We start from the raw sequence: 26094 nt of genomic DNA, 5'->3' as shown, positions 1-26094 counted from the left end.
AGCTAAGCGGAGCGGATAACAGTTTTGTGACAGTTTTGAGTGAGTGGTGTAACAGGTATACTCTCTGGGCTCGAATAAAATTCGTTCATTGGAATTGCCGTATAGTCAAATCAAGCGCTCGATCCTGTTGGATACATCGCATCTGATTTGTAAGTTTATTCACTTACAATTCTGGTTGCTCCGAATACATCTTCAAACTGCTGTCTTAGGATTATATCAACCTCAGGTAGAGTGATTGGAATGCCGAGGTCGACCAGGCTGGTCACGCCGTGCTGTTCGACGCCGCAGGGCACGATGCCGGAGAAATGTTCCAGATCCGGATCGACGTTCAGGCTGATGCCATGAAACGTGACCCACTTGCGCACCCGGATGCCGATGGCGGCAATCTTGTCCTCCCGCTCGGCACCCTTGTCCGGCCGGCGGACCCAGACGCCAACGCGGTCCTCCCGCCGTTCGCCGCGAACATGATGCTGCCACAGCGTACCGATGACCCAGGCCTCCAGTGCGGCGACAAAGGCGCGGACATCCGGCTGGCGCCGCTTCAGGTCGAGCATGACATAGGCCACGCGCTGGCCAGGACCGTGATACGTGTATTGTCCCCCGCGTCCGGCGGCAAAGACCGGGAAGCGGTCCGGTGTCAGCAGATCCTCCGACTTGGCGCTGGTGCCGGCGGTATAGAGCGGGGGATGCTCCAGCAGCCACACCAGTTCCGGTGCCGTTCCCTCCGCAATGGCCGCGACGCGTGATTCCATGACGGCGAGGGCGTCTTCATAGGCAACCGGTGTGTCGGAGATCAGCCAGTCGACAGGCGCGGAGCCATCTTGCGGCCGAAAATCGGGGACGAGGGCTTCGCGGGTGGCTGTCGGCATGGCGCTGTGGCTGCTTTGCGATGGCTTTGATGCCGGGTTTGGCGTTACAGTCCGTGTCAGGACCTTGCCGAACCGGGCAATGGCGGCCAAGGTCCTGAGGCGTCGTTACATACAGGCGGACAGGCGTGATGGCCACCTTTGATGACATCAGCATCGATATATCGGTTGTTCTCGGCAAGACGACAATGCCGGTGCATCAGCTCCTGCGCATGGGACGCGGTGCGGTGATCGATCTGGATGTCGCCGAAGAAGACGATGTCAGCATCTATGCCAACAAGACGCTGGTGGCGAAGGGGCAAGTGGTGCTGCTTGGTGACAAGATCGGCGTTTCCATCACTGAAGTGCTGCTGCGTGCGCCGGAGGTTCGCCCGATGCGGACCGACGGGCCGCTGTGATCGGCTGACATCAGTGGTAGGCTGGGTGCGACGGGCGCGGGTTTCCACGCCTTTTTTGTTGTTTCACATGAAGTTACCCACAGGCGATCCGGCCCTGATGCGATTTGTCGGCAAAGGGTGAGAAGGCCCTTGCGTGGCAAAAACCGATTTGCTACATGGTGCGCCTCGACGCTGATTGGCGCCGGGAACAAGAAAATGCGGTCGTGGCGGAATTGGTAGACGCGCAGCGTTGAGGTCGCTGTGGGGCAACCCGTGGAAGTTCGAGTCTTCTCGACCGCACCATTTTCTTGATGAAAGGCTCTTGCCGATACCTTCTTGTGAGGTGCCTGCAAGGGCCTTTTTCATTTTTTGGGGCTCTCGCCCGGCAAATGCCACAAGCAGGCGTTTATCATTTCGCTTGGCTGCGAAAGGGGGCGTCCCGATGATCCAATTTGCTGTTTGCCGGCGATTAGTCCCGATTGCGCTCCTGTTGACCGGCCTTTGCCTTGCTGGCTTCACCTCGCCGGAGCAGCAGCGCAACATCAGCCGGCCCGCGCATGAACTGGAGCAGATGACCTGCAGCCAGCTCTGGTATCTGGGTGAAAAGATCCGCGCCGACGGCGGGGTCTGCCCGCGCGATGACCGGAGCCGGCAAGCCTTCTTCCGCAACCGGACCTGCGTGTCGCAGGACGAGCGGGTGCTGGTGGGTGAGGTCAAGGCCTATCTGGCGGCCTTGCGCCGGATCGCTGCGGACAAGGGCTGCCCGGATCTCCCGTAAGCCACGGCTGTCGGCACCGGACAAAGACGCAAGAACTGCACCGACAAGCGCAAAATCAGCCCGAAATTCAATAGCCAAAGAGCCAAGTCGCAGATAGGTGTGGGGCATGTTGTGCGGGGCTGAGGCGCCGGCGCCACGTGAACCGACAGGAGGGGCTCATGACCGAACCCGAGTTTCGCGAACAAGCCGCCGAAGTGGCCACAGAGATCCCCGTGCATGACGCGGCCGGCTGGCTCACCGACGCTTTCATCTCGGCCGTGCATGCGGCCGTTGAAGCCGGTGACAGCGATGAAGTGCGCCGCCTTGCCGGGGACATGCACGAGGCCGATATGGCCGATCTGGTCGATGCGCTGCCGGCCAGCGACCGGGCGGCCTTCGTCCAGCTCATGGGCAACCTGTTCGACTATGCCGCCCTGACCGAGATGGACGAGGCGGTGCGTGTCCGGCTTCTGGAAGACCTGCCGACGGCCGACATTGCCGAGGGCCTGGGTGAACTGGATTCCGACGACGCGGTCTATATTCTGGAGGACCTCGACGAGGAGGACCAGGCGGCGATCCTTGACGAACTGCCGCTTTCCGAACGCGCGCAGCTCGAACGGGCGCTGGATTATCCGGAAGAATCGGCCGGTCGGCGCATGCAGACCGATTTCATCGCCGTGCCGCCGTTCTGGACTGTTGGTCAGACGATCGACTATCTGCGCGAGGACAGGGATCTTCCGGACACGTTCTACGAACTCTATGTGGTCGATCCCGGCTTCCGGCTGGTCGGTTCTGTCGCACTCGACCGGATCCTGCGCACCCAGCGGGCGGAAAAGATCTCCGCGATCATGGAGGAGGATCCGCATTCGGTGCCGGTGAAGGAAGACCAGGAAGAAGTCGCCCGTCTGTTCGAGCGGTATAACCTCGTCTCCACCGCCGTCGTCGATGACGGCAACCGTCTCGTCGGTGTCCTGACCGTTGACGACATCGTTGACGTCATCCAGGAAGAGGCCGACGAGGACATGAAGGCGCTGGCCGGTGTGGGCGATGAAGAAATCTCCGACAGCGTGCTGACCATCGCCCGGTCGCGCATTGTCTGGCTGCTGTTCAACCTAGGCACCGGGCTTCTGTCCGCCACGGTGATCTCGCAGTTCGAGGGCACCATCGAGGCGATGGTCGCGCTCGCCGTCCTGATGCCGATTGTCGCTTCGCTCGGCGGCAATGCCGGCACCCAGACGATGACCATTGCCGTGCGCGCCATCGCGACCGAGGAACTGGATACGCGCAACATCTGGCGGGTTCTGCGCCGCGAGGTGATGGTGAGTTTCCTCAATGGCTCGCTGCTTGCCTGCCTGATCGGCGCCACGGCCGGGCTCTGGTTCTTCAATCACGGCCTCGGTATCGTGATCGCCTGTGCCATCATCATCAACATGTTCTGTGCCGGCCTCGCCGGCTTGATGATCCCGATGAGCCTGCATCGGTTCAAGATCGATCCGGCCATCGCCTCCAGCGTCTTCGTGACCATGGTCACCGACGTCATCGGCTTCTTCGCCTTCCTCGGCATCGCCACGCTCTGGTTCCGTTTGCCGATGTGAGGGCGGGGGCGCTGCTGCCCATGTCCTGCCACGCCAGCATCGCCCTTCATTTTCGTCATGCCATGGCTCGACCATGGCATCCATGCCGTTGCCTTTCCGTGCAGGCACGGCCTGACGAGGGGCGGCCTTCTCTGACGCTGGTCGTGATGAGAGGTCACGGCGTGGATGCCATGATCAAGTCATGGCATGACGAATACGGACAGGATTTTGGGCGGTGCAGGAAGGGGCCTTTCGGGAACGGCCTCGCAGCAGTCCTCCAGCACCAGACACGCTGCTTTCCCTCTCCATCCTCGTCATGCCATGGCTCGACCATGGCATCCATGCCGTTGCGTCTCCGTGTGGGCACAGCCTGACGAGGGGCGGCCTTCTTCGACGCCGGTCGTGAGGTGAGGTCACGGCATGGATGCCATGATCAGGTCATGGCATGACGAATGCGGTTGCGCGCGATCATGTGGCGAGGGCCGATAAGAAAGCGTAGTATATATATGAAAAATAACAAGAATATCAAAGTAATTGACTTTGACGTAAAAGGCAGAAGATGATGCCCGTGGAGGGGATGATGCAGCAGCGGCTCTACACCATCACACAGCTGACCCAGGAGTTCGGGATCACGACCCGGACGCTGCGCTTCTATGAGGCGCAAGGGCTGATCACGCCGCAGCGGCGCGGGCGGCAGCGGCTGTACAGGCCGGCCGACCGGACCCGTCTGAAGCTGATCCTGCGCGGCAAGCGGCTTGGCTTTGCCCTCTCCGAAATCCGCGAAATCATCGACATGTACGGCAAGGCGCCGGGCGAGGCGGGTCAATTGCGCCTGCTCATGGACAAGATCGCGCTGCGCCGGGCCGAACTTCTGGACAAGCTGAAGGACATAGAGATGTCGCTGGCCGATCTGGACGAGGTGGAAGCCGGCTGCCGGGCGCGCATGGAGGCGCTGGGCGTCGCGCACGAGGCAGGAGAGGAGGGCGCATGACAACAGCGTTGCAAACCGGTGCCAGTGGCTTTCAGCCGCGCGATCCCGACTGGGACGCGCGCGTGCGCGCCAGCTTCGCCCGCCAGCCCTACATGGCGCATCTGGGTGCCGCGATCAGCCATCTGGCTCCGGGCGAGATGGATCTGACGCTGCCCTTCGCGCCGCATCTGACCCAGCAGCATGGCTTCTTCCACGCCGGATCGACCACATCCATCGCCGACAGTGCCGCCGGCTACGCCGCCCTGTCGCTGTTCCCGAAGGGCACCGGCGTGCTCTCGACGGAGTTCAAGATCAACCTGCTCAACCCGGGCCGGGGCCGGGAGCTGGTGGCGCGGGGCCGCGTGATCAAGCCGGGCAGGACGCTGACCATCTGCAAGGCCGATGTCTACGGACTTCTCGACGAGGGCGAGGTGCATGTCGCCACCGGCCTGTTCTCGATGATCTGCATGGTGGGCATGGAGGACTGAGGTCCGGTGCCTGCGAATTCAACTCATGTGAAAGTAAACGGGAGGAACGCCATGATCCGCAATGACATTCAGGGGTTTAACTTCAAACTGGGCGAGACTGCCGACATGCTGCGCGACACCGTGCGCGGCTTTTCGCAGGACCGTATCGCGCCGCTCGCGGGCCGCATCGACCGCGAAGACTGGTTCCCGCGCGAGCTGTGGCCTGAGATGGGCGCGCTGGGCCTGCATGGCATCACCGTCGAGGAAGAATGGGGCGGGGCCGGCCTTGGCTATCTCGAGCACTGCATCGCCATGGAAGAAGTCAGCCGCGCTTCAGGCTCCATCGGCCTGTCCTACGGCGCCCATTCCAACCTCTGCGTCAACCAGCTGCGCCGCTGGGGCAATGACGATCAGAAGCAGCGCTATCTTGGCAAGCTGATCTCCGGCGAGCATGTCGGCGCGCTGGCCATGTCCGAGCCGGGTGCCGGGTCCGACGTGGTGTCGATGAAGCTGCGGGCCGACAAGAAGGGCGACCGCTATGTCCTCAACGGCAGCAAGATGTGGATCACCAACGGTCCCTGCGCCGACACGCTGATCGTCTATGCCAAGACCGATCCCGCTGCCGGATCCCGTGGCATTACCGCGTTTCTGATCGAGAAGGATTTCAAGGGCTTCTCTGTCGCCCAGAAGCTCGACAAGCTCGGCATGCGCGGCTCGGAAACCGGTGAACTGGTGTTCGAGGATTGCGAGGTGCCGGAGGAAAACGTGCTCGCCGAAATCGGCAAGGGCGTCAATGTGCTCATGTCCGGCCTCGACTACGAGCGCGCGGTGCTGGCCGCCGGCTGCGTCGGCCTGATGCAGGCGGCCATGGATGTGGTCATGCCCTATATCCACGAGCGCGAGCAGTTCGGCCAGCCGATCGGCACGTTCCAGCTGGTCCAGGGCAAGGTCGCCGACATGTATGTGTCGATGAATGCCACCCGCGCTTATGTCTATGCGGTGGCGCAGGCCTGTGACCGCGGCGAGACCACCCGCGAGGACGCCGCCGGTGCGATCCTTTATGCGGCCGAGACGGCAACGAAGGTGGCGCTCGATGCCATCCAGCTGCTGGGCGGCAACGGCTACATCAACGACTATCCGACCGGCCGGCTGCTGCGCGACGCCAAGCTCTACGAGATCGGCGCTGGTACCAGCGAGATCCGCCGCATGCTGATCGGCCGGGAGCTGTTCAACAAGACGAAGTAGCATTGGCCGATCGGTGTTGCCGCCAGCGGGCACTGGCGGCATAGCCGGATTTGAGCAAGATGAACGGACGGCATCCGGGAGTGGTTGTTCCCGGTGCCCCTCTCTGCGGCGATGCGTCCGGGGGCGGCGGCCCCGGAAGGCTGCTATCCAGTGCTTTGGACGGCATGAGGGGTGCGGGTCCTTTTGCGGAGGCTGCCATGCCTGAGCCGATCAGCTATCTCATCGCACCACGTGCTTAGCTTGATTTTTTTGACGAGCGGAGCACGCAAACCGGTCGCCCCGTCACGGTGCTTGAGGGCTGGAACCTGATCCGCTCCGAGCCATCGCCCTTGTTGGGGCTGGCCATGCGGTTGCGCGATGTCCTGTCGGCGCCGTTTGACGTGCAGCCGATTTCCGGCCGGGCCACCCGCCGCCGCGACAGTGTCACGGCTGGCGACAAGCTCGACTTCTTTCTGATCGAACACGCGGATGATACGGATCTGGTCCTCACGGTGCGCGACAGCCACCTAGATGTGATGACCTGGCTGTCAGCGCGCGGAACGACCTACACGGTCACCAGTTCCGTCAAGACGCATAACCTGGTCGGCCGGATCTACATGCTGCCCGTGGCACCCGCGCACAAACTGATCGTTGCGTCGGACCTGAGGCGGCTTCGACGCCTGACAACGAGTATCTGAAATTGACAGCCTAGGATATCTCCGCACCGCAGATTTAACGAGCCTGTAAAGACTCCCGATCTAAGATCCGCGCCATCAAATCAGGCAGGCCTCCCATGGCGGCATGCCTGACCCCGGCGTTCATCGGGATGTGCCCAATGGTTCTCGACAGTCTGACCATTCTGTTTGCGCTGGCTCCGCTCAGCCTGATGGTCGGTGTCGTTCTCTATCTCGTGTGGCGGCGCGAGCGCGCGGAGCCCGGGCTCCGGCTTTGGGCGTTCAGCCTGATGTTGCGGGTTCCGGCTTTTCTCCTGTTGTCAGCCCGGGACCAGATTGCCGATGTCTGGTCGATGCGGTGGCCAACGGGATCCTGCTGGTCGGCGTCGGCCTAGGCATCAAGGCAACCCGGTGCTTTGGCCGTCGCACAACCCCTACAGCCGTTGTTCTCCTGCCGGGCCTGATCTGGGGCGTGATCTGCCTCCTTCCCGGCATCTACGACCATGACCAGGTCCGGCTTGTCGCCGTCACGCTGTTGCAGGCAGCCTGCAGTGGCATCATCGCCTTCGAATTCACCCGCAGCGTCGTCGGAAGTCGCAAGGTCTGCCTCGCCCTGGCCGGCCTGATCGGTGCCATGACCCTGGTCCAGTTTGTACGGATTGGCATTGTCCTGACATCCGAGGAGCCGATCCTGCTGGCCGCCGCCAATGCACCGCTGGCAGCAACCATCTATCTGCAATTGATCGCCGTGTTTCTGGGCGGCCTGTTCGCGGCCACGGTTTTTCTGGAGGTCCAGTTGAAGGACTTGCGGCGGCAGGCGAGCGAGGACAGTCTGACGGGTGCCCTGAACCGGGAGGCGTTTCAGTCGCGCAGCGAAGCCGCTCTGGCCGAGGCGCAACGGGAGGGGGCGGAGGCCGTGCTGCTTGCCATTGACCTCGACCGCTTCAAGGCCCTGAACGACCTCTTTGGTCATGGCGAGGGAGACCGGGTGCTGGCCCTGTTTGGCGACCGCCTGCGTGGTCTCCTGCCACAGGGGGCCTTGTTCGGCCGCATCGGCGGCGACGAGTTTGCAGTGCTGGTCGTTGGGGAGGCAACGCGGCTGGCAACCGGCCTGGCAGCCAGGGTCTGCGGCCTGCTGGGGCGCAGCACCCGGGAGCCGGAGCATCGCGGGACGCGGGTGGTGACGGCCAGTGTCGGACTTGCACGCGCTGAAGCTGGGGAGAGCCTGGCCATGCTGATGGCCCGTGCGGATGCTGCCCTTTATGACGCCAAGAGGGACGGCCGTGGGCAGGTCAGCATCGCGCACATGCAAACACCGCGCGGCGACGTGATTGTCGGGGATTTCGGCAGTCTCCAATCTTTGCCCGGCTGACCTTTAGCCGCTTCTGCAGAGCTGAAGTTGCGATTGGGGCTTGCCGAATGTCCCGGCGTTGCCCAGTTGATAACCCTTGCCGGATAAAACTGGCTTTCCGTGTTTGCGGCGCGCGAGCGCATCGCATAAGTATGGGCCAGAAGGAACTGCGTCGGCCTGAGCCGGCGAGAAGTCACAAGGGAGCTTCCCAGCGCATGAGCCATCTCAACATGTCGGTGCCCGCTCGCCTCGAGGATGACGAGGAAGAGAAGACCAAGACGCCGCAGTCGATCCCCGTCGACAAGCATCTGTTTGACGCACGCACCGTGCTGATCACCGGCCCGATCACCCAGGAACTGGCGCGCGACGTCTGTTCGCGCCTGCTGGCGCTGGCACAGGTGTCGAATGATCCGATCACCGTGATCGTGTCGTCCCCGGGTGGTCATGTCGAATCCGGTGACATGATCCATGACACCATCCGTTTCATCCGTCCGCAGGTGCGTATCCTCGGCATGGGCTGGGTGGCGAGCGCCGGTGCGCTGATCTATGTCTCGGTGGCGAAGGAACTGCGCTTCTGCACCCCGAACACCCGCTTCCTGCTGCATCAACCGTCCGGTGGTGCCGGTGGCATGGCGACCGACATCGAGATCCAGGCCCGCGAGATCCTCAAGATGCGCGACCGCCTGAACAAGATCTTTGCCGATGCCACCGGTCAGCCGATCGAGCGCATCGAGAAGGACACCGACCGCGATTACTGGATGGGCCCGGAAGAGGGCATCGAGTATGGCCTGGTCGGCAAGATCGTCGCCAATGTCGATGACATGAAGTAAGCGACAGCTGCTGTCGCGAACAGGAAAAGCCGCGCAACCTCGTCAGGTTGCGCGGCTTTTGTCTGTCAGGATTGAAGTCCTGGCGCATGCTGGCACCGCGTGCCTGCAATGTGCTGGCGCTTCAGCCGAAACGGGGATGCTGCACGGCCACGGGCGCTGCCGACAGTGCGACAGGATGGGGGCCGCGCACGGCATGGCAGCGGATCTGCTCAAGCGTCCTGCGCACATCATGGTCGAGCGGCCTGGTCTGCGGCGACCGGATCAATGCGCGGGTCAGCGCGTCGGCGAGCCGGTCGAAACCGGTATGATCGCGGCAGACGGGCCCGAGAGTCTGATGCAGGGCCGGCCCCTCATAGACCGGCGCACCACCGAACAGGAACACCAGGAGTTCGGTAAAATCCTCAGCCGTGCCGGGCTGGGTCGCATCCGTGCCGGCGAGGGCCGCGCTGACGGCGTTCAGGATGGCAGTCCGGCCGCCAAGTTCCAGGTAAAGTGTCATGATCATGTGCCCCGATGTGAGAATCCTGTCTCCACATCGCGACAGTGGAACGGAACGCGGTCTGGACATGTGATCTGGGTCACGACTTGCCGCAATCCGCCAGGCTGTCGCCTCATGTCAGTTCGCCGGTTCCCTCAGACCCGCGGCCAACTCTGGCGGGCCGTCAGCCATGCGGTGCAGCGGGCCTCGGGGTCGGCAGCTCCAAGCACATCGGTAATGACGCAGACGCTGTCAGCGCCGGCAGCAAACACCGCCGGGGCAGTGTCGAGTGTGATGCCGCCGATAGCGACGAGCGGGCAGGATACGCGCTGCCGCCACTCGCCGATCCTGGCCAGCCCTTGTGTCGGATAATCGACCTTCTTGCCCCTGGCTTCATAGATCGGCCCGAGGGCAACATAGTCGGGAGCAAAGGCAAGCGCCCGGTCCAGCTCGGCTGGCGTGTGGGTCGAAATGCCGATCCGGATGCCGGCTGCGCGCAGGGCTGGAATGTCGGCGGTGTCCAGGTCCTCCTGGCCGAGATGGACCCAGTCAGCGCCGCAGCGAATGGCCGCCTGCCAATGATCGTTGACAATCAGCGTTGCACCAGCCTGTCTGCACAAGGTGAGCGACCGGCGGATCTCCGCGTGCGTCCCTTCTTCGTCGAGATCCTTGACCCGAAGCTGGACGAGTGGCAAGCCGACCGGCAGAAGGCGTTCGATCCAGCTGGCCGAGTTCACGATGAGATAGAAGCGGTCGAGGGTCACACAGCGGCTCCGGTCGCGGCACATTGGAATGGCACATAGCAGATTTGGCCGGGTACCATGTTCTTTTATCTGTCGAAATTGTTCTTCATGCTGGTTCGGCCGTCGAACTTCCTTGTCCTGATGCTGCTCGTCGGGGCGTTTGCGCTGCTGTTTTCAAGGACGCGTCGCATCGGCCGGGGCCTGATGATCGCAGCGGCGCTCGGTCTTGCTGTGGCCGGATATTCGCCGCTGGCCAATCTGGTGCTGCTGCCGCTCGAGAACCGCTTTTCCCAGCCCGATCCGCTTCCCGAACAGGTGGATGCGATCATTGTCCTGGGGGGAGCGATCGACACGGTGGTGTCCGGGGCGCGGCCCTATCCGGCGATCACCACCGCCGGGGAGCGTCTTACCGTGGTGCCGGAACTGGCACGGCGGTATCCGCAGGCCCGCATCGTTCATACCGGCGGGCAGGGGGTCCTGTTCGGCAATACAACCACCGAGGCCGTGGCGGCCGGGCGGATCTTCGACGGTTTCGGTCTCGACCCTGCGTTGGTCGTGCTGGAAGACAAGTCGCGCAACACCTGGGAAAATGCCATGGAAACCCGGGCCCTGCTGCGGCCGAAGGAGGGCGAGACCTATCTTCTGGTTACCTCCGCCATGCATATGCCGCGCGCCATGGGCGTCTTCCGCCAGGCGGGCTGGACCGGGCTTGTTCCCTATCCGGTCGACTGGCGCACGCGTGGGGATGAAGATCGCTGGCTCGGCTTTGATGCGATCTCCGAGGGGCTGACCCGGCTTGATCTGGGCGTGCGCGAATGGATCGGTCTCGTGGCCTATTGGGCAAGCGGACGCAGCAGTGCCCTGTTTCCCGCTCCCTGAGCCAGGCATCCGGGATCCAGCCATTGTTCTTTGCCGGTGAACAGTCGTTTTCCGGTCCTGGTGTCTTTCAAGCAGGGCGAGCGAGCCCTATCTTCAGGGTTGGAAATCAAAATGTGAGGAACCGGCCATGTCGCTGGAGGCACCGCTGATCGCAGCGCAAGTGATGCAATGGCTGTCGGGAGATGCGATTGGCATCAAGGACAGTCTGGTGCTCGTTGGCGAACTCGGCAAGCGGCTGAACGAGGCGAAGGTTCCGGTCGACCGGATCACCACGGGCATCACGCTGCTGCACCCCAATGTCCGCGCTGAAAGCGCCATCTGGACGACGGACGGGGAGCGGGCCTTGCGCCGTTACCTGGAAGCAGAGAATCTCGAAGAGGCTTACAACAGCAGCCCGCTCAAGGTTGTCTATGTCGAGGGCCGTGCCGTGCGTGTGCGCATCACGCCCGAGCCGGAAGCCTGGGAATATGGCGTTATTCCCGACCTCAGGGCGGCGGGCTATACGGACTATCTTGCGCTGCCGATGCCCTTCAGCGACGGCTCCACCAAGGCGCTGACGCTTGCGACCAGAGCGCCGGGCGGCTTTACCGTATCGCATATTGCCGTTTTCGAGACCATCGTGCGGCCGCTCGGGCTGATCTGTGAACTCAACACCCTGCGCCGCACGGCCGAGACCGTGCTCAACACCTATGTCGGCCCGCGCGCCGGCAGCAAGGTGCTGAACGGCAGCATCAAGCGCGGCGAAGGTGAGCTGATTTCGGCGGTAGTGACCTTTGCCGATCTGCGCGGCTTCACGCAGCTGTCCAACAAGTTGCCGGGCGACAAGCTGATTTCGCTGCTGAACAATTATTTCGGAGCGATTGCCGAGACCGTCGAGGCGCATGGCGGCGAGGTGCTGAAATTCATCGGCGACGAGGTGATGGCGATCTTTCCCTACACCGATCAGGTCGAGGCCCGGGATGCCGCAGGCCGGGCGCTGCTTGCAGCGCGCGATGCAGTGCTGCGGATTGCGGATGTAAATGCCAGTTGCTGTGAGGAAATACCGCAGATCCGGGCCGGCATTGCCCTGCATGCCGGGGATGTGTTCTTCGGCAATGTCGGCAGTGCGACACGGCTCGACTTCACCGTGGTTGGTCCGGTTGTCAACCTTGCCTCGCGCGTTGCCGATCTCGCCAAGCATCTCGACAGGGATATTCTGGTCTCGGACGCGGTCGCCGACCTGATGGGATGCCGGCACAAGCTGCACGGAACCTATTACGTGAAAGGATTCGAGGACCCGGTGTCGGTGTTTGCCCCGGACGTCTCGTTGATCGGCACGGAGGGGGCCTGTTCGGAATCGCTGATCGCCTCAAGGGCGTTTGACGCGAACTGACGCCGCAGGAGCACGATCAGGACCGCGAGGGTGGTGACCCCCAGCGCATGCGGCCCGGCGAACCAGCCCATGAAACCGATCGAAAAGAAGAATGCGCGTTGGCCACGGTTGAAATGCCGGCCGGCCAGCGCGTTCAGCTTGCCGGCCTTATGGACGGTGCTGGCCAGACCCTCGCGATCCGTCGTCGCTGCATCGGGCACCGATCCCATGACGATGCTGGCGTAGTTGAAAAGGCGATAGGCCCAGCTGAACTTGAAGAACGCATAGGCGAAGATCAGCATCAGCCCCAGCACCTTGACTTCCCACAAGGTCCGGTTGGCAACGACCGGGACGGAGAGATCACCGGCAATCTCGACGATGCGGTCGGCCGCATTGAGCAGGGTAAAGGCCCCGCCGATGGCCAGCAGCGCCGTTGAGGCAAAGAACGCCGTGCCCTGCTGCAGCCCGGTGAGGATCGCGGTGTCCATGATTCGCACCTGCCGGCTCGCCATCATCCGCATCCAGCTATAGCGATAGGCTTCCATCCGCATTGACAGTGTGCGCGTCTTCAGCGGTGAAACCTCGACAATCAGGTTGAAACCCATCCAGGCCGTGAGAAACCAGCCAACGGCGATCCAGTCGAGCGGGGCAAGTGCGGTCATCAAATCGTCCTACTCATTGCGGATTGGTTAAATCGATTCAACAGCGATCCCGATGGCTGCATTTTATCAACGGGACACCGCGAAACGGCAAGCGTTTGATCCCATTGGGGCAATTGCAAGCAATGCATAGCCGGCGCATCAGATGCCCTGTTTTTGCGCTTGCGAAGGTATTAGGAAGTCATTAAATCTCATGCCGCAAAGCCGCCATATTCGGGTCCTGCGGGAGCCGGGGGCGGCGCGGATCACAAGGGTTTTCATGGACGAAAACGTACAGAAGTCCTGCTGGGGCGTTACCGTTTGGACGGTACTCGTTCTCGGGGGCATGCTGGCTCTGGTCATGCTGTTCGCCGACGTTGAAACTGCCAAGACGGCAGTCACCGTCGTCCGCTGAACCCGGCTTCCGGACATCCAGTTTGACAAAGGCGCGGAGCACTCCGCGCCTTTCGTCTTTTGAGGCATGGGGATCCCGGCAGGTCAGCGTCCACGGGCGGCGCGGGGGCGGCTGGCGAAATAGCGATGGGCTTCCATCTGGCGCACGATGGTCCGGCCGCCTGGCTTGCTGATTAGGAACCCGGCAAAGCTGCTGCCACCTGCCTCGAACATAACCAGGGTTGCCGGCCCGACGCCTGGCCAGTCGATCCGCGCGCCGAAGGTGTCGACCTGCTCCAGCGTCTCCTTGCCGGTCAGCGTCAGGATATCCTCGCGGCGCAAAGTGATCGCGCCGCTGCTGCCCCAGTCCACAGCCGCTAGGCCGTTCCACAGCCGCGGCAGCGTCAGGCGCATTGTCTCGAACGTCAGCACCATTACCGTGCGATCGCGGGTCAGATCAAGCAGGACCTCGACGGACCGAAGATCGGTCGGCAGGTCCTCGCGCTGTCCGTCGGCATCCGTTGCGAACCCGGCAGTGTTGACCACCTGATACGGACCAAGCGCAATCAGGTCCGACGTATGCTCCTCTGCCCCGACGCGCAATCCCGTCCCCACGAGCAAGACGGCTGCAACGAAAAAGGCAGCGAGGCGACGTGGCATGGCTACGGGCTCCGGGGCGCGTATCGGCCCAATGACGCAGCGTAGCGAAGCCCCGTTACGGTTTCGTTTCCGGGGGAAGCCTATCGTCCATAGACGCGTCTACTGGTTCGTCCACATCGGCAGCGTCCAGCGGTTGTTCGTCCAGGAGATCGATTAACCCGTCTGCGTCCGGGGTGAGGAAGTCCGGGTCGACCTCCCGCACCAGTTCTGGAAGCCTGTCAGCCTCCAGGTCCTCCGGCTGCGTTGGCAGGGTCTCCAAGTCGTTCGAGAACGGTCCTGCCGTCTCAACGTCCGGTCCCACTGGCCGGGAGCGCAAGGGGAGGGGCGGCAACTCATCCTCGGCCCAGGCATCCGGGGCAACGTCTGCGTCAGCGGGCAAGGGCGGCGCTGTCATGGACGGTTCTGTCGCCGTCTCCGGGGCGCTGATCGCCTCGGTCAAAGGCGCGGCAACAGCAACGGCCGCTGCGGCCTGAACTGGGAGTTGAACCGGGAGTTGAACCGGGAGCGGAACTGCCGAAGAACGCGGCGCAGCCGGGATCGGCCCGACGGCAACCTCAACCAGTGCCGTCAGGCTGTTGCAGACGGGACGCCAGCCCAGCATACGCTGGGCTCGCAGCGACGACGCCATCTGCGAACGGGCGTAGCCGGCGGCAAAATCGTGATGCGGATCGCCGTCCGGGGCAGGTGCCGTTTCAATGGCGACGGAGGCACCGCAGGCCTCTGCAACGCAAGCGGCGATGTCGGACAGGCTTGCGCCGGCAAGTCCGGCTCCGATCAGGCTGAGACGGAACTGCGACGAGGCCAGCGCCCGGAGGTAGAGATCGGCCAGATCATCGGCATCGACGAGGGGCCAGATGGTGTCAGTCCGGGCGCGGGTCACGAAGGGCTGGCCGCTGACGGCGGCTTCGGCCATTTCGGCAAGCGGGCCGCGTCCGGGCGCCGAAACCAGCGCCGGATGAATGACCGCGACACCCATGCGCGGGATCGTCAACAGCGAGCGCGTCAGTTCGCCCAGATGCGAGAAGGCCGGCAGCGGGTCGAAGGCGGCGCTTTCGCTGATTGGTTGATCCGGACTGGCGGGGAAGGCCCAGATGCCTCCGGTATAGACCAGTCTCGGCGGTTCCGGCAGGTCGGGCACCATGCGCCGCAGCAGCGAGACAAACCGGCGTTCTTCGCCGGCCATGTCCGGGCCAAAGCTCGCGCCGGTGTGAATGATGCCACGACAGGCGACCGCAGTCGCGATCCACGCGTCCGGATTGGCCAGGTCGCCGGCGATGGGCGTTGCGCCCGAATCGGCCAGCCACCGGGCGCTGGCAGCAGACCGCGCGAGCGCGGCAACGGTTTTCCCGTCCGCCAGAAGGCGTCTGAGGATTGCGCTGCCAATGGTGCCGGTTCCACCGGTCAAGAAAACATCCATAAGATCAATCATGCTGCGTCGCCGGGGAAAGGCAAGGGGGCGGGGTGGCGGGCCTGTGCATAAGCCCGATATGGCGGGAGAGGGGGCTTTGCCCGATCAGAGCCGCTTGTTAGGGAAATGGTCATGGCATTGAACATCGTCAAACTCTGCGTCGGCGCGGACAGCGTAGAAGACCTCCAGGCGTGGATCGACTTCCGCATGGATCAGCTGGCTGCGGCCGGCCTGCCACGCGAACAGACCCATACCACCCGCATGGTGCCGACCCGGCGCGAGGAGATCCTGGGTGGAGGATCGCTCTACTGGGTGATCAAGGGTTACATCCAGGTGCGGCAGCATCTTGTCGATATCCGGCCTTTCAAGGATGCAGACGGCATCAACCGTTGTGATCTGGTGCTGGAGCCGCGCCTGATCCTGACCCAGATGCAGCCGCGCCGCCCGTTCCAGGGCTGGCGCTATCTCAAGGCCGAGGAGGCCCCCGCCGACATGCGCGGCGGCTCGGGCGGCCAGGAGTTGCCCGAAGACATGCGGCGGGATCTGGCGGAGCTGGGGCTTTTGTAGCCGTGACGGCATTTGCGACCGGGGAAGTCGCTGTCAGGCGATAACCGGTCTTGCCTTCGCGGCAAAGGGCTCCAACCTTAGGGCAAGGGCTTGAATCCGGACAACACACGCCCGGACAGTCGCGAAGGGTGGAGCCGCATGGACGAGACCAGCAAGCGCACGAAGCAGACTATCGCGACCGGTTCCGGGGCGGGCGGCGCGGTCGCCGCAAAATCCGCGCCGGCCGAGATCGCCGCTTTCCTGAACCGCGCCACGATGCCGGCTGCAACCGGCGCTCCGTCCGTCCGTCTCATGTTCGCCCTCGATGCCACCATGAGCCGCCAGCCGACCTGGGATCGGGCCCGAGACCTGCAGGCCGCGATGTTTGACGAGGCCGCCCGCGCCGGTGGCCTTGAGGTGAAGCTCGTGTATTTTCGCGGGTTTGACGAATGCCGCGCCTCGCCCTGGGTTCCGGACGCCAGGGCGCTTGCACGGATGATGGACAAGGTCACCTGCCAGGGCGGCCACACCCAGATCCGCAAGGTGCTCTCCGCCGCAAGGGACGCTGCCGGGGCCGGTGGGTTGAAAGCCCTTGTCTATGTCGGGGATTGTGTCGAGGAGGATGTGGATCTTCTCTGCGCGCGGGCGGGGGAGCTTGCCTTGCTCGGCGTGCCGGTGTTCCTGTTCCAGGAAGGCGCCGATCCTGACGCCAGCATCGCCTTTGCGGAAATCGCCCGGCTGACGCGCGGCGTGCATCTGCGGTTCGATGGCCGTGCGGCGGCGGAACTCGGCGCCTTGCTTCGGGCGGTCGCGGCCTATGCCAGCGGCGGCCTGGACGGATTGCGGGCGCTTGAGGCGCGGGGCGCAGGCGGTGCACGGCTGCTGCTGCAACAGATGGAAATTTGATGGTTTATCTCATTGCCGGGGCCGCCCTGCTTCTCGCCTATGTGTATTTCGGCAAGAAATTCATTGCGGCCAGTCCGGCCAGTCTTGCCCGCAATCTGAAGACGACCGCAGGCGTCCTGCTGCTGGCAGTCGCCCTCGGGCTCGGTTTCACCGGCCGCTTCGGGCTGGCTGTGCCGGCGGCCATTTTCGGGGCTACCTTGCTGGGGCTGATCGGAGGGGCGAGGGGTTGGCCGATGTCGCGCGGAAATTCTAAGCCGGCGAGTGGGCAAAAGTCTCGGGTGCGAACGGCCCTGATCGAAATGGAACTGGACCATGACAGCGGCCGGATGACCGGCGTGGTGCTCACCGGGTCCTACAGTGGCCGTGACCTTGACAGCCTGTCCCCGCAGGAATTGAGAGGTCTGTGGCGGGAGGCCGCCACAGACGCGGATAGCCTGGCCTTAGCTGAAGCTTACCTCGATCGCAGGCTTGCCAGCTGGCGTGTAGACTTCGAGGCGGATGCCGCAGACCGGCAGGGCAGCACGGCGGGCGCGGGCGCCATGACAGATCAGGAGGCCCACCAGATCCTGGGGCTTGCGCCCGGCGCCAGCGAAGCGGAAATCCGAGCTGCGCACCGCCGGCTTATGAAGCGGCTCCACCCCGACCAGGGGGGAAGCACCTTCCTGGCTGCGAAACTCAACGAGGCTAAAGACAAGCTTCTCGGAGGACATTGAACCACTCCAAACGCGATTACTGGTAAACGGCATAGCAGTTGAACTTGGCCTTCTTCAGCGTCTTGCACGCCGAGAGAGCCGAGTTCTTGTCGTCGAACCCGACGAAACGGGCGCGGAACAGAGTTTGACCATTGCTGTTGACCGGCTCGGTGTGCGGGTCATTGCGGCGCAGCACGGATCCGGTTGCCTCGCGCGCCTTTTTCAGCAGGCCGATGGCCGCAGTCTCGGATTCAGCGGCGCCAATCTGCACCTGCCAGCCGGGCGCGGCTTCAGATGCATTGTTGGTCGCGACCGTCACCGTGGTGTCTTCAGACTTGACCTTGCTGCGCAGCGGCGCGGCCGGCGCGATAGCGGCGGTCTGTGTTTCCGGAGCCGGGACAGTCTCGACCGGGGTCTCGGCGACAGCATCGAAGGCAGCTGCAAAACGCGGGTTCGGGATCGAGCCAGTGGTCAGGGCAGCGGTCTCGGCCGGCTGCTGCGGCACAGGAACCGGAATGGCGGCAACAGGGGCAGCGGGAGCCGGGACCGGGATCGCAACTGCGGCTACCGGCGCCTGCGGGCTGCGCGGGGCTTCCTTCGGAGGCGTTACATTTGCCAGTGCGACAGCCACCGGACGCGGTTCAATCTCCGGCTTCACGCCCGGAATGGGGGCCTTCAGCGGCGCGCGGACCTTGAGCGGAGCGGACGGCTTGGTCTCGGTCATGGCCGCAACAGCCAGGGGACCCGAGCGCGACACGATGGCTGGTGCGGTCCGGCGGCCGGTGCTGGCCTGCTTCATATAGGTGTTGATCAGTTTGACCATCTGCGCATCGCGCGATCGACCAGTGGTTCCGCCGATCACGACGGCGACGATGTGGCGGCCATCCCGTTCAACCGAGGTGACGAGGTTGAAGCCCGAAGCGCGGATGTAGCCGGTCTTGATGCCATTGACGCCCGGGACAGCGCCCAGCAGGCGGTTATGATTGCCATAGGTGCGGCCCCGGAAGACAAAGCTGCGGGTCTTGAAGAACTCGAAATAGCTCGGGAACCGCTCGTTCAGGGCGCGGCCAAGCAGGGCCATGTCGCGCGCCGTGGTGCGCTGGCCGGCATTAGGCAGGCCGTGCGGGTTCTTGAAGGTCGACTTCTTCATGCCGATCTGGCGCGCCGTCCGCGTCATGCGATCTGCAAAGCGCGCCTCGCTGCCGCCGACATTTTCGGCGATCACCAGCGCCACGTCATTGGCAGACTTGGTGACCAGGGCGAGAATGGCGTCCCGGACCGAGATGGTGGATCCCGGCTTCAGGCCAAGTTTCGACGGCGGCTGTGCTGCCGCGCGGGCCGAGACCCGCAGAGGCGTATCGAGTTTGATCCGTCCGGCCTCCAGATCCTCGAAGACGACATAAAGCGTCATCATCTTGGTCAGGCTGGCCGGATATCTCAGTTCGTCGGCTGCCGCTGAATAGAGCACTTCACCGGTTTTTGCGTCGACAACGATGCCTGCATATTTTGGATTTGCCTGAACCGTGGCCGTCCCCGCCACGATGAAGGCGGAGAAGGTCGCTACCTGGACAATTTTCCGTGCAAATTGACCAATCGAAAACGCCGCCAAAAATCTACGCATACCGTCCGAACTCTCGCCGTCCCCATTCTTGGGGGCTAACCCACTGACACGAAACTCTTTGACAGCACTGCCCCCCGACAATGCGTCTGCTTCGTGCACCCTACTGAGAGCACTGTGACGGCAACGCGGTTACGAATGAGTAAAACGCCGGTTCATTTTAAACTCTCGTGAACCTTGCCAACCTGAACCTACGTGGTGACACGGATGCTTATGTTGCGGTGCAAAAAATTCATTGACTTTTTTGTGCGTTGCGTAATTATTACGCAGCTCGGCCGCTCCGGGACACCTACCGCGCTCCTGACGTTTGAGGGGCCGCAACATCGAGGGCAGGACATGATCAACAATCTTGAAGACATCCAGAAATTCAGCAAGGAACACATGGAACTGGCTGTTCAGACGGCTGGTGGCATGAGCAAGAGCCTGCAGGCGATTGCAGCCGAAGTTGCTGACTACCAGAAGAAGTCTTTCGAAGAAGGCACCGCTGCCGTCGAGAAGATCGTCTCCGCCAAGTCCCTGGACAAGGCGTTCGAGGCCCAGACCGAATATTTCAAGACCGCCTATGAAGGCGCTGTCAGCCAGTTCACCAAGATTGGCGAGATGTACACCGACCTCGCCAAGGACATGTACAAGCCGTACGAAGGCGTGCTCGGCAAGACTGCCAAGTAAGCAATCCGGCCATGACCGCCTGAGTTTCAGGCGGCCGTTTCAGGCGCCCGGGAACCCGATGGTTCCCGGGCGCCTTTGTTTTGACCACAGCCGGCTATTATGCTGCAGTGCAGCAGGCGTTAGGCCCTGAAGTCCCGTCAGGCGCGATCGCTGAGCGGCTGTGGCCAGTTCAGCCTCACTCAGGATTGATCTTCCAAAATGCAACGGCGCACCTACATTCGGTGTTGGGACGCAAGGGTTCGAGGCGCCGGGCGGTGTGCCTGCAAATGCAGCGATCTTGGTGAAACAGCCCATTGCGCCGGCGGCCGGGGCGGGTAAGGATTAGCATGTCGCCAGTCTTCGGTCGCATGCGTCGTGCGTTGCAATATCGGTGGGCGAGACCGATGGACATGAAGGGCTTGGTTACAATCACCGGGCTAGACTGAGGCAGGGCGAGCACAAGATTGGCGCTTCTCTTCTTTTGCGAAGAGCAAGCAGAGCTGTGATGCCCCCTGAGGCGGCGCCGGCCGGCCAAGGTCCTGAAAGGGCCGGTCAAGGCAGGGCTGCCGCGCAGGGCAGGCAAGGACGAAGAGGCAGACAGGCGAGGCATGGCAAGCGGATCACGCCGGGACGAAGACGATGAAGGCGGAACGGTTGTCGTCACCAAGACGAGAACTGTCACGAAACGGCCCAATCTCTATCGGGTGTTGTTGCTCAACGACGACTACACGCCGATGGAATTCGTCATTCATGTTGTCGAGCGTTTCTTCCAGAAGAACCGGGAGGAAGCGACCAGGATCATGCTGCACGTCCATCATCATGGCGTCGGCGAATGTGGTGTCTTCACATATGAGGTAGCTGAAACGAAAGTGACCCAGGTGATGGATTTCGCCCGCAAGCATCAACATCCGCTGCAATGCGTGATGGAGAAGAAGTAAGGGGACAAGCACGTGCCGTCATTCTCCCGAAGCCTTGAAAAGGCCCTGCACCAGGCGCTCGCCTTCGCCAATGAGCGACAGCAGGAATATGCAACTCTCGAGCATCTGTTGCTCGCCCTGATCGATGATCAGGACGCGGCTGCGGTGATGCGGGCGTGCAATGTCGATCTCGATATGTTGAAGCGTAACCTGATCGACTACATCGAGACCGAACTGGAAAATCTCGTCACCGATGGCGACGAGGACTCCAAGCCGACCGCCGGCTTCCAGCGGGTGATCCAGCGCGCGGTAATCCATGTACAGTCTTCCGGCCGGGAAGAAGTGACCGGCGCGAACGTGCTCGTGGCGATCTTCGCCGAGCGCGAAAGCCATGCGGCCTATTTCCTGCAGGAGCAGGACATGACCCGCTATGACGCTGTGAACTACATCTCGCACGGCATTGCCAAGCGCCCCGGTCTGTCGGAGCCCCGGCCCGTGCAGGGGGTCGAGGACGAAGCCGCCATGCCTGAGGACGTCGAGACCAAGCCGAAAAAGAAGACCGATGCGCTGGAAGCCTATTGCGTCAATCTCAACGAGAAGGCGAAGGTCGGCAAGATCGACCCCCTGATCGGACGCGACAGCGAGATTTCCCGCACCATCCAGATCCTGTGCCGCCGCTCCAAGAACAATCCACTGTTCGTGGGCGACCCGGGCGTGGGCAAGACGGCGATTGCCGAAGGCCTGGCCCTGCGCATCATCCGCAAGGATGTGCCGGAAGTGCTGCAGGATGCCACCATTTTCTCGCTCGACATGGGCACGCTGCTCGCCGGTACCCGCTATCGCGGTGATTTCGAGGAGCGCCTGAAGCAGGTCGTGAAGGAGATCGAGGACTATCCCGGTGCGGTGATGTTCATCGACGAGATCCACACCGTGATCGGTGCCGGCGCCACGTCGGGCGGGGCGATGGATGCCTCCAACCTCCTGAAGCCGGCGCTGGCTTCGGGCGCGATCCGCTGCATCGGCTCCACCACCTACAAGGAATACCGCCAGTTCTTCGAAAAGGACCGTGCACTGGTGCGCCGGTTCCAGAAGATCGACGTCAACGAGCCGTCGGTGCCCGATGCCATCGAGATCCTCAAGGGCCTGAAGCCCTACTTCGAGGACTTCCACAAGGTCAAATACACCAACGACGCCATCAAGACGGCCGTGGAACTCTCGGCCAAATACATCAGTGACCGCAAGCTGCCGGACAAGGCCATCGACGTGCTAGACGAGACCGGCGCGTCGCAGATGCTGCTGCCGGAAGGCCGTCGCCGTAAGACCATCGGCGTCAAGGAAATCGAGACCACGATTGCCACGATGGCCCGCATCCCGCCGAAGTCCGTCTCCAAGGACGACGCCGAGGTGTTGTCGAAGCTGTCGGAGGACTTGAAGCGGGTCGTCTATGGCCAGGACAAGGCCATCGAAACGCTGGCGAGCGCGATCAAGCTGGCCCGCGCCGGTCTGCGTGAGCCGAACAAGCCAATCGGCAGCTACCTGTTCTCCGGTCCGACCGGTGTCGGCAAGACCGAGGTGGCGCGCCAACTGGCGTCGTCGCTGGGCGTTGAGCTGTTGCGCTTCGACATGTCCGAATACATGGAACGCCACACGGTCAGCCGCCTGATTGGCGCGCCTCCGGGCTATGTCGGCTTCGACCAGGGCGGGTTGCTCACCGATGGCATCGACCAGCATCCGCATTGCGTGCTGCTGCTTGACGAGATCGAGAAGGCCCATCCGGATCTCTACAACATCCTGTTGCAGGTGATGGACCACGGCAAGCTGACTGACCACAACGGCAAGCAGGTCGATTTCCGCAATGTCATCCTGATCATGACCACCAACGCAGGCGCGGCCGACATGGCCAAGGCTCCGGTGGGCTTCAACCAGGTTCGGCGCGAGGGCGATGACCGCGAAGCCATAAACAAGCTGTTCACGCCGGAGTTCCGCAACCGGCTCGATGCCGTCATCCCGTTCGACAACCTGCCGATCGAAGTGATCCACCAGGTCGTCGAGAAGTTCGTGATGCAGCTGGAAGTCCAGCTGGCCGATCGCGGCGTGACCTTCGAACTGACCCCGGATGCCATCGCCTGGCTGGCTGACAAGGGTTACGACACCCAGATGGGTGCGCGTCCCTTGGGCCGCGTCATCCAGGAGCACATCAAGCGGCCGCTGGCCGACGAGGTGCTGTTCGGCAAGCTGAAGAAGGGCGGTACGGTCAAGGTCTCGGTCAGCGAGGACAAGGCCGGGCTGCTGCTGGAATCGGTCGAGGACAAGCCGCTGCGTCCAGCCCCTGCCAAGGCGGCTGCCAAGCCGAAGCGCAAGCGCAAGCCTCCGGTCGCCAAGAAGCTGGAACCGGTGGTGGAAGCCAAGGCGCCTCCAGCCCGGCCGAAGAAGAGCCTCGTCCCGAAAGTCCCGCTCGCGGACTGAGGCGATTGCGGCAGATATCAGAAGCCCGGCCGAAAGCGGCCGGGCCCAGACTGATCACAAACTCTCAATTGTCATCCCGGGCGCACCGAAGCGGAGACCCGCGACCGGAGAGCCAAGGTCTCTCGGTTACTAACTCATTGGGATATCGACACCTCGCCTCTCCCGTCCCGGCTCGGCGCTACGCTTGGCCGGGATGACTTCGTGAAGTCGGGGTTTGTCTTCAAGTTGAATCCGGCTGGAAACAGCCGGTTTTTTTGTTGCGCAAAGCGTAACGGTCAAACACCGCGCCGTCCCGGCCTTGAGCCGGGACCGACGTCCAATTCTGTCTGCGCCATCAGTGATCCGGCTGCCTTGCCAGCGTGACAGGTCCCGGCACAAGGCCGGGACGGCGCAGAAAACTCTTGCTCGCCCTTTTCTCCGCCAAACGCATACTCACTGTTCCCTGCTGAAGGGTGGCAGGGGCCGTGGGGCGGTGCTAGGCTTGATCTTCCTTCCGGAATCCGTCGGCGTGCAGCCTGTCTGCTGCGTCGATCGAGAAGCCTCACGCCTCCCAGTTGCACGGCCCCATGACCTCGCAAGCCTCTTCCGCCGCGCCGTCCCCGCCACCAGCCCCTGAGGCTGGCGCCCGCAGCTGGGCCCTCAAGGGCGCCAAAGCTGCCGTGTCGATTCCCGGCCTGATCCTCGTTGCCGCCTTCATCGGCTATGCCGGCCTTGCGCGGGAGAGTGGTCTCACACTGCCCGAAACCCTTCTAATGTCCGCGCTGGTCTGGGCGCTGCCCTCCATCGTGGTCTTGACCGGGGCCATGGCCGGCGGCGTCGGGCTGGTCCCGGCGGCCATCGCCGTTGCGCTCGCCTCGGTACGCCTGATGCCCATGACCATGGCGCTGGTGCCGATCCTGCGGGTCGAGGGCCGGACCAAGCGCTGGCACCTGCTGTTTGCCTCGCATTTCGTGGCAATCACCGCCTGGGTCTTTGCCATGCGCAACCTGCCGGACCTGCCAAGGGCGGCGCGTCTGCCGTTCTTTCTCGGCTTTGCCTGCACCTTGACGGGCTCCGTCTCGATTATCACCGGCATTGCCTATGTGATGGTCGAGCGCATGCCGCCGATGGTAGCCGGGGCGCTGTTCCTGCTGACGCCGGTGTATTTTCTCTGCTCGCTGTGGACTGCCGCCCGCCTATCGGTCGACAAGGCGGCAATGATTGTCGGGCTTGGCCTTGGGCCCGTCTTTGCCTTGGTCGCGCCGGAGATGGATCTGCTGCTGACCGGCATTGTCGGAGGCTGCCTTGCCTATGGCGGCACGAAACTTGCCCGGCATCTGGGCTGGGGGCGTGAACGATGAACCCAGACATGATCGCCGATTTCTGGCCCTATGTGATGATCGTTGTCGCAGGCTGGCTGGCAACCGACATCTGGCGCTGGCTTGGCGTCTTTGCCGCCGGACGCATGCGCGAGGACAGTGAGCTACTGGTCTTTGTCCGGGCCGTTGCGACGGCGCTGGTCGCCGGGGTGATCTCGAAGTTGATCCTGTTTCCGAGCGGGGCGCTGGACGCGACACCGATGGGCCTGCGCATTGCTGCAGCGGCAGCCGGGTTTGCCGCGTTCCTCATTCTGCGTCAGCAGGTGATCCTCGGTGTGATTGCCGCGGAAATCGTGCTGATTGGCGGATGGCTGTTGCTAGGCTCCTGACAGAAGGCTGTCAGGAGAGGGCTGCTAGAGGATCCTTCTCTGCCGCCCGGCACGACACCAGGAGCCCGACATGACCGACCGCAAGCTGACCCTCTACTACGCCCCCCGCAGCCGCTCCAGCACCACCCGCGTGCTGATGGACGAACTGGGCATGCTCTATGACCTCAGTGTCCTCAACATGCGCGCCGGGGAGATGCAGTCTTCGGCCTATCTGGCGATCAATCCGCTGGGCAAGGTTCCGGCCTTGCAGCACGGCGACACGATCGTTACCGAATCCATCGCCATCGCGCTTTATCTGGCCGATCTTTACCCCGAGGCCGGTCTGACGCCGGCGATCACCGATCCGCGCCGTGCCGACTACATGCGCTGGATGGTCTTCTATGCCGCCTCGTTTGAGCCGGCTGTCGTTGACAAGGCGGTCGGCAATGTGGTGCCGCCGGAAACAGCGCCCTATGGATCCTATGACAAGGTGGTCGCGATCCTGGCGGCGCATCTGGAAACGTCGCCCTACATGCTGGGAGACCGGATCTCGGTGGCGGACATCATCTGGGGCGCGTCGCTGCGCTGGCTGTTGATGTTCAATCTCTTGCCGGATCTGCCGGTGTTCAAGGACTACGCGGCCCGCATCACCAGCCGTCCCAGCTTCCAAAACGTCTTTGCCGATGAAGTGCGGCTGGATGCCGAGCACGAGGTGGCTGCCAAGGCGGTCCGGCCGATCTGAGGTTCTGGGCTTTTTTAAAAAAAACGGTGGGCCCCGCGTGGCCCGCCGTCAGACGACTGAGAACCCCCAACCGTCTTCCCGGACGCAGCGAAGCGGAGATCCGGGACCGGAGAGCCAAGGTCTCTCCGGGCTTAACTCATTGAATTATACAGACCTCGACCCTCCGGTCCCGGTTTGGCGCTGCGCTTGGCCAGCAACTGTATCGGTTGCTGTCAAGTTGGTTGATCGCTGAAGTCCCTTTTTTGTCCCATCA

At 62.9% G+C, this 26094-nt stretch carries 28 protein-coding genes, 1 tRNA gene and 1 pseudogene; 23 read left to right on the top strand and 7 right to left on the bottom strand.

Annotated elements, in window-relative coordinates; translation table 11 throughout:
* Positions 1-155 precede the first annotated feature (155 nt).
* The gene (lipB, locus tag ACTIFE_RS17465) at positions 156-869 is read right to left on the bottom strand and encodes a lipoyl(octanoyl) transferase LipB (protein ID WP_439530436.1); all 714 of its coding nucleotides are present in this window, start codon (positions 867-869) and stop codon (positions 156-158) included.
* A gap of 128 nt (positions 870-997) precedes the next feature.
* Between lipB and ACTIFE_RS17460 the strand changes: the two genes are divergently transcribed.
* The 11 genes and pseudogenes from ACTIFE_RS17460 to ACTIFE_RS17410 all read left to right on the top strand — a co-directional run bounded on the left by ACTIFE_RS17460 (position 998) and on the right by ACTIFE_RS17410 (position 9090).
* Positions 998-1264 (top strand): FliM/FliN family flagellar motor switch protein, encoded by a 267-nt coding sequence (locus ACTIFE_RS17460; protein WP_439530435.1) that lies wholly within the window; start codon positions 998-1000, stop codon positions 1262-1264.
* A gap of 197 nt (positions 1265-1461) precedes the next feature.
* Positions 1462-1546 (top strand) — tRNA-Leu (locus ACTIFE_RS17455).
* A gap of 139 nt (positions 1547-1685) precedes the next feature.
* Complete coding sequence (locus ACTIFE_RS17450; RefSeq protein WP_439530434.1) at positions 1686-2021, top strand: YARHG domain-containing protein; 336 nt, start codon at positions 1686-1688, stop codon at positions 2019-2021.
* Positions 2022-2179: 158 nt separating this feature from the next.
* Complete coding sequence (mgtE, locus tag ACTIFE_RS17445) at positions 2180-3595, top strand: magnesium transporter (RefSeq protein WP_439530433.1); 1416 nt, start codon at positions 2180-2182, stop codon at positions 3593-3595.
* Positions 3596-4154: 559 nt separating this feature from the next.
* The gene (locus ACTIFE_RS17440; protein ID WP_106755324.1) at positions 4155-4565 is read left to right on the top strand and encodes a MerR family transcriptional regulator; all 411 of its coding nucleotides are present in this window, start codon (positions 4155-4157) and stop codon (positions 4563-4565) included.
* Complete coding sequence (locus ACTIFE_RS17435; RefSeq protein WP_439530432.1) at positions 4562-5032, top strand: PaaI family thioesterase; 471 nt, start codon at positions 4562-4564, stop codon at positions 5030-5032. The genes ACTIFE_RS17440 and ACTIFE_RS17435 overlap by 4 nt, the downstream gene beginning before the upstream one ends.
* Before the next feature lie 51 nt (positions 5033-5083).
* Positions 5084-6256 carry an isovaleryl-CoA dehydrogenase gene (locus tag ACTIFE_RS17430; RefSeq protein WP_439530431.1) on the top strand — a complete coding sequence of 391 codons (1173 nt, stop codon included), beginning with the start codon at positions 5084-5086 and terminating at the stop codon, positions 6254-6256.
* 254 nt (positions 6257-6510) lie between these two features.
* Positions 6511-6933 (top strand): annotated as a pseudogene (locus ACTIFE_RS17425) (DUF2867 domain-containing protein); the annotation flags it as partial.
* Between the two features lie 137 nt (positions 6934-7070).
* The gene (locus tag ACTIFE_RS17420; protein WP_439530430.1) at positions 7071-7304 is read left to right on the top strand and encodes a hypothetical protein; all 234 of its coding nucleotides are present in this window, start codon (positions 7071-7073) and stop codon (positions 7302-7304) included.
* On the top strand, positions 7268-8281 hold the full coding sequence (locus ACTIFE_RS17415; RefSeq protein ID WP_439530429.1) for a GGDEF domain-containing protein: 1014 nt from the start codon (positions 7268-7270) through the stop codon (positions 8279-8281). The genes ACTIFE_RS17420 and ACTIFE_RS17415 overlap by 37 nt, the downstream gene beginning before the upstream one ends.
* A 194-nt stretch (positions 8282-8475) precedes the next feature.
* Positions 8476-9090: an ATP-dependent Clp protease proteolytic subunit gene (locus ACTIFE_RS17410; RefSeq protein ID WP_439530428.1), complete on the top strand. Its 615-nt coding sequence runs from the start codon at positions 8476-8478 to the stop codon at positions 9088-9090.
* A 121-nt stretch (positions 9091-9211) separates the two neighbouring features.
* On the opposite strand, the gene ACTIFE_RS17405 is transcribed toward ACTIFE_RS17410, so the two are convergent.
* The gene (locus ACTIFE_RS17405; RefSeq protein WP_439530427.1) at positions 9212-9589 is read right to left on the bottom strand and encodes a hypothetical protein; all 378 of its coding nucleotides are present in this window, start codon (positions 9587-9589) and stop codon (positions 9212-9214) included.
* A gap of 134 nt (positions 9590-9723) precedes the next feature.
* Positions 9724-10332, bottom strand: a complete 609-nt coding sequence (locus ACTIFE_RS17400; RefSeq protein ID WP_439530426.1) for a thiamine phosphate synthase — start codon at positions 10330-10332, stop codon at positions 9724-9726.
* Between the two features lie 57 nt (positions 10333-10389).
* Here ACTIFE_RS17400 and ACTIFE_RS17395 point away from each other — a divergent pair, with 57 nt between their 5' ends.
* Together ACTIFE_RS17395 and ACTIFE_RS17390 are read left to right on the top strand one after the other, a co-directional pair.
* Entirely contained in the window at positions 10390-11190 is an 801-nt protein-coding gene (locus ACTIFE_RS17395) for a YdcF family protein (protein WP_439530425.1), read from the top strand.
* Between the two features lie 127 nt (positions 11191-11317).
* Positions 11318-12562 (top strand): adenylate/guanylate cyclase domain-containing protein, encoded by a 1245-nt coding sequence (locus ACTIFE_RS17390; RefSeq protein WP_439530424.1) that lies wholly within the window; start codon positions 11318-11320, stop codon positions 12560-12562.
* Here ACTIFE_RS17390 and ACTIFE_RS17385 read toward each other — a convergent pair.
* Positions 12445-13203 carry a DUF599 domain-containing protein gene (locus ACTIFE_RS17385; RefSeq protein WP_439530423.1) on the bottom strand — a complete coding sequence of 253 codons (759 nt, stop codon included), beginning with the start codon at positions 13201-13203 and terminating at the stop codon, positions 12445-12447. The genes ACTIFE_RS17390 and ACTIFE_RS17385 overlap by 118 nt on opposite strands.
* A 256-nt stretch (positions 13204-13459) precedes the next feature.
* Here ACTIFE_RS17385 and ACTIFE_RS17380 point away from each other — a divergent pair, with 256 nt between their 5' ends.
* On the top strand, positions 13460-13594 hold the full coding sequence (locus ACTIFE_RS17380; RefSeq protein ID WP_439530422.1) for a hypothetical protein: 135 nt from the start codon (positions 13460-13462) through the stop codon (positions 13592-13594).
* A gap of 83 nt (positions 13595-13677) precedes the next feature.
* Here the strand turns inward: ACTIFE_RS17380 and ACTIFE_RS17375 are convergent, their stop codons facing one another.
* Complete coding sequence (locus ACTIFE_RS17375; protein ID WP_439530421.1) at positions 13678-14232, bottom strand: hypothetical protein; 555 nt, start codon at positions 14230-14232, stop codon at positions 13678-13680.
* A gap of 55 nt (positions 14233-14287) precedes the next feature.
* On the bottom strand, positions 14288-15637 hold the full coding sequence (locus tag ACTIFE_RS17370; RefSeq protein ID WP_439530420.1) for an NAD-dependent epimerase/dehydratase family protein: 1350 nt from the start codon (positions 15635-15637) through the stop codon (positions 14288-14290).
* A gap of 135 nt (positions 15638-15772) precedes the next feature.
* Here ACTIFE_RS17370 and ACTIFE_RS17365 point away from each other — a divergent pair, with 135 nt between their 5' ends.
* From ACTIFE_RS17365 to ACTIFE_RS17355, 3 genes are all read left to right on the top strand, one after another.
* On the top strand, positions 15773-16207 hold the full coding sequence (locus tag ACTIFE_RS17365; protein ID WP_439530419.1) for a DUF1489 family protein: 435 nt from the start codon (positions 15773-15775) through the stop codon (positions 16205-16207).
* A gap of 138 nt (positions 16208-16345) precedes the next feature.
* Positions 16346-17092, top strand: coding sequence for a VWA domain-containing protein (locus ACTIFE_RS17360; RefSeq protein ID WP_439530418.1), 747 nt, complete (start codon positions 16346-16348; stop codon positions 17090-17092).
* On the top strand, positions 17092-17805 hold the full coding sequence (locus ACTIFE_RS17355; protein WP_439530417.1) for a DnaJ domain-containing protein: 714 nt from the start codon (positions 17092-17094) through the stop codon (positions 17803-17805). Before ACTIFE_RS17360 ends, ACTIFE_RS17355 begins: the two co-directional genes overlap by 1 nt.
* A 16-nt stretch (positions 17806-17821) precedes the next feature.
* Here ACTIFE_RS17355 and ACTIFE_RS17350 read toward each other — a convergent pair whose 3' ends face one another.
* Positions 17822-19405: a serine hydrolase gene (locus ACTIFE_RS17350; protein WP_439530416.1), complete on the bottom strand. Its 1584-nt coding sequence runs from the start codon at positions 19403-19405 to the stop codon at positions 17822-17824.
* A 333-nt stretch (positions 19406-19738) separates the two neighbouring features.
* Here ACTIFE_RS17350 and ACTIFE_RS17345 point away from each other — a divergent pair, with 333 nt between their 5' ends.
* The 6 genes from ACTIFE_RS17345 to ACTIFE_RS17320 all read left to right on the top strand — a co-directional run bounded on the left by ACTIFE_RS17345 (position 19739) and on the right by ACTIFE_RS17320 (position 25841).
* On the top strand, positions 19739-20071 hold the full coding sequence (locus tag ACTIFE_RS17345) for a phasin family protein (protein WP_106755309.1): 333 nt from the start codon (positions 19739-19741) through the stop codon (positions 20069-20071).
* A 587-nt stretch (positions 20072-20658) separates the two neighbouring features.
* A complete protein-coding gene (clpS, locus tag ACTIFE_RS17340; protein ID WP_106755308.1) occupies positions 20659-20988 on the top strand; it encodes an ATP-dependent Clp protease adapter ClpS in 330 nt (109 codons plus the stop codon).
* Positions 20989-21000: 12 nt separating this feature from the next.
* Complete coding sequence (clpA, locus tag ACTIFE_RS17335; protein ID WP_439530415.1) at positions 21001-23433, top strand: ATP-dependent Clp protease ATP-binding subunit ClpA; 2433 nt, start codon at positions 21001-21003, stop codon at positions 23431-23433.
* A 566-nt stretch (positions 23434-23999) separates the two neighbouring features.
* Complete coding sequence (locus ACTIFE_RS17330) at positions 24000-24773, top strand: AzlC family ABC transporter permease (protein ID WP_439530414.1); 774 nt, start codon at positions 24000-24002, stop codon at positions 24771-24773.
* Positions 24770-25120: an AzlD domain-containing protein gene (locus tag ACTIFE_RS17325; protein WP_439530413.1), complete on the top strand. Its 351-nt coding sequence runs from the start codon at positions 24770-24772 to the stop codon at positions 25118-25120. Before ACTIFE_RS17330 ends, ACTIFE_RS17325 begins: the two co-directional genes overlap by 4 nt.
* A gap of 70 nt (positions 25121-25190) precedes the next feature.
* The gene (locus tag ACTIFE_RS17320; RefSeq protein WP_439530412.1) at positions 25191-25841 is read left to right on the top strand and encodes a glutathione S-transferase family protein; all 651 of its coding nucleotides are present in this window, start codon (positions 25191-25193) and stop codon (positions 25839-25841) included.
* The last annotated feature ends 253 nt before the right edge of the window (positions 25842-26094 follow it).

The sequence above is a fragment of the Pannonibacter sp. genome, assembly GCF_051860505.1.
Classification (GTDB): domain Bacteria; phylum Pseudomonadota; class Alphaproteobacteria; order Rhizobiales; family Stappiaceae; genus Pannonibacter.
The sequence above is the reverse complement of the archived record's forward strand: the minus strand, read 5'-3'. Positions and strand labels throughout refer to the sequence as shown.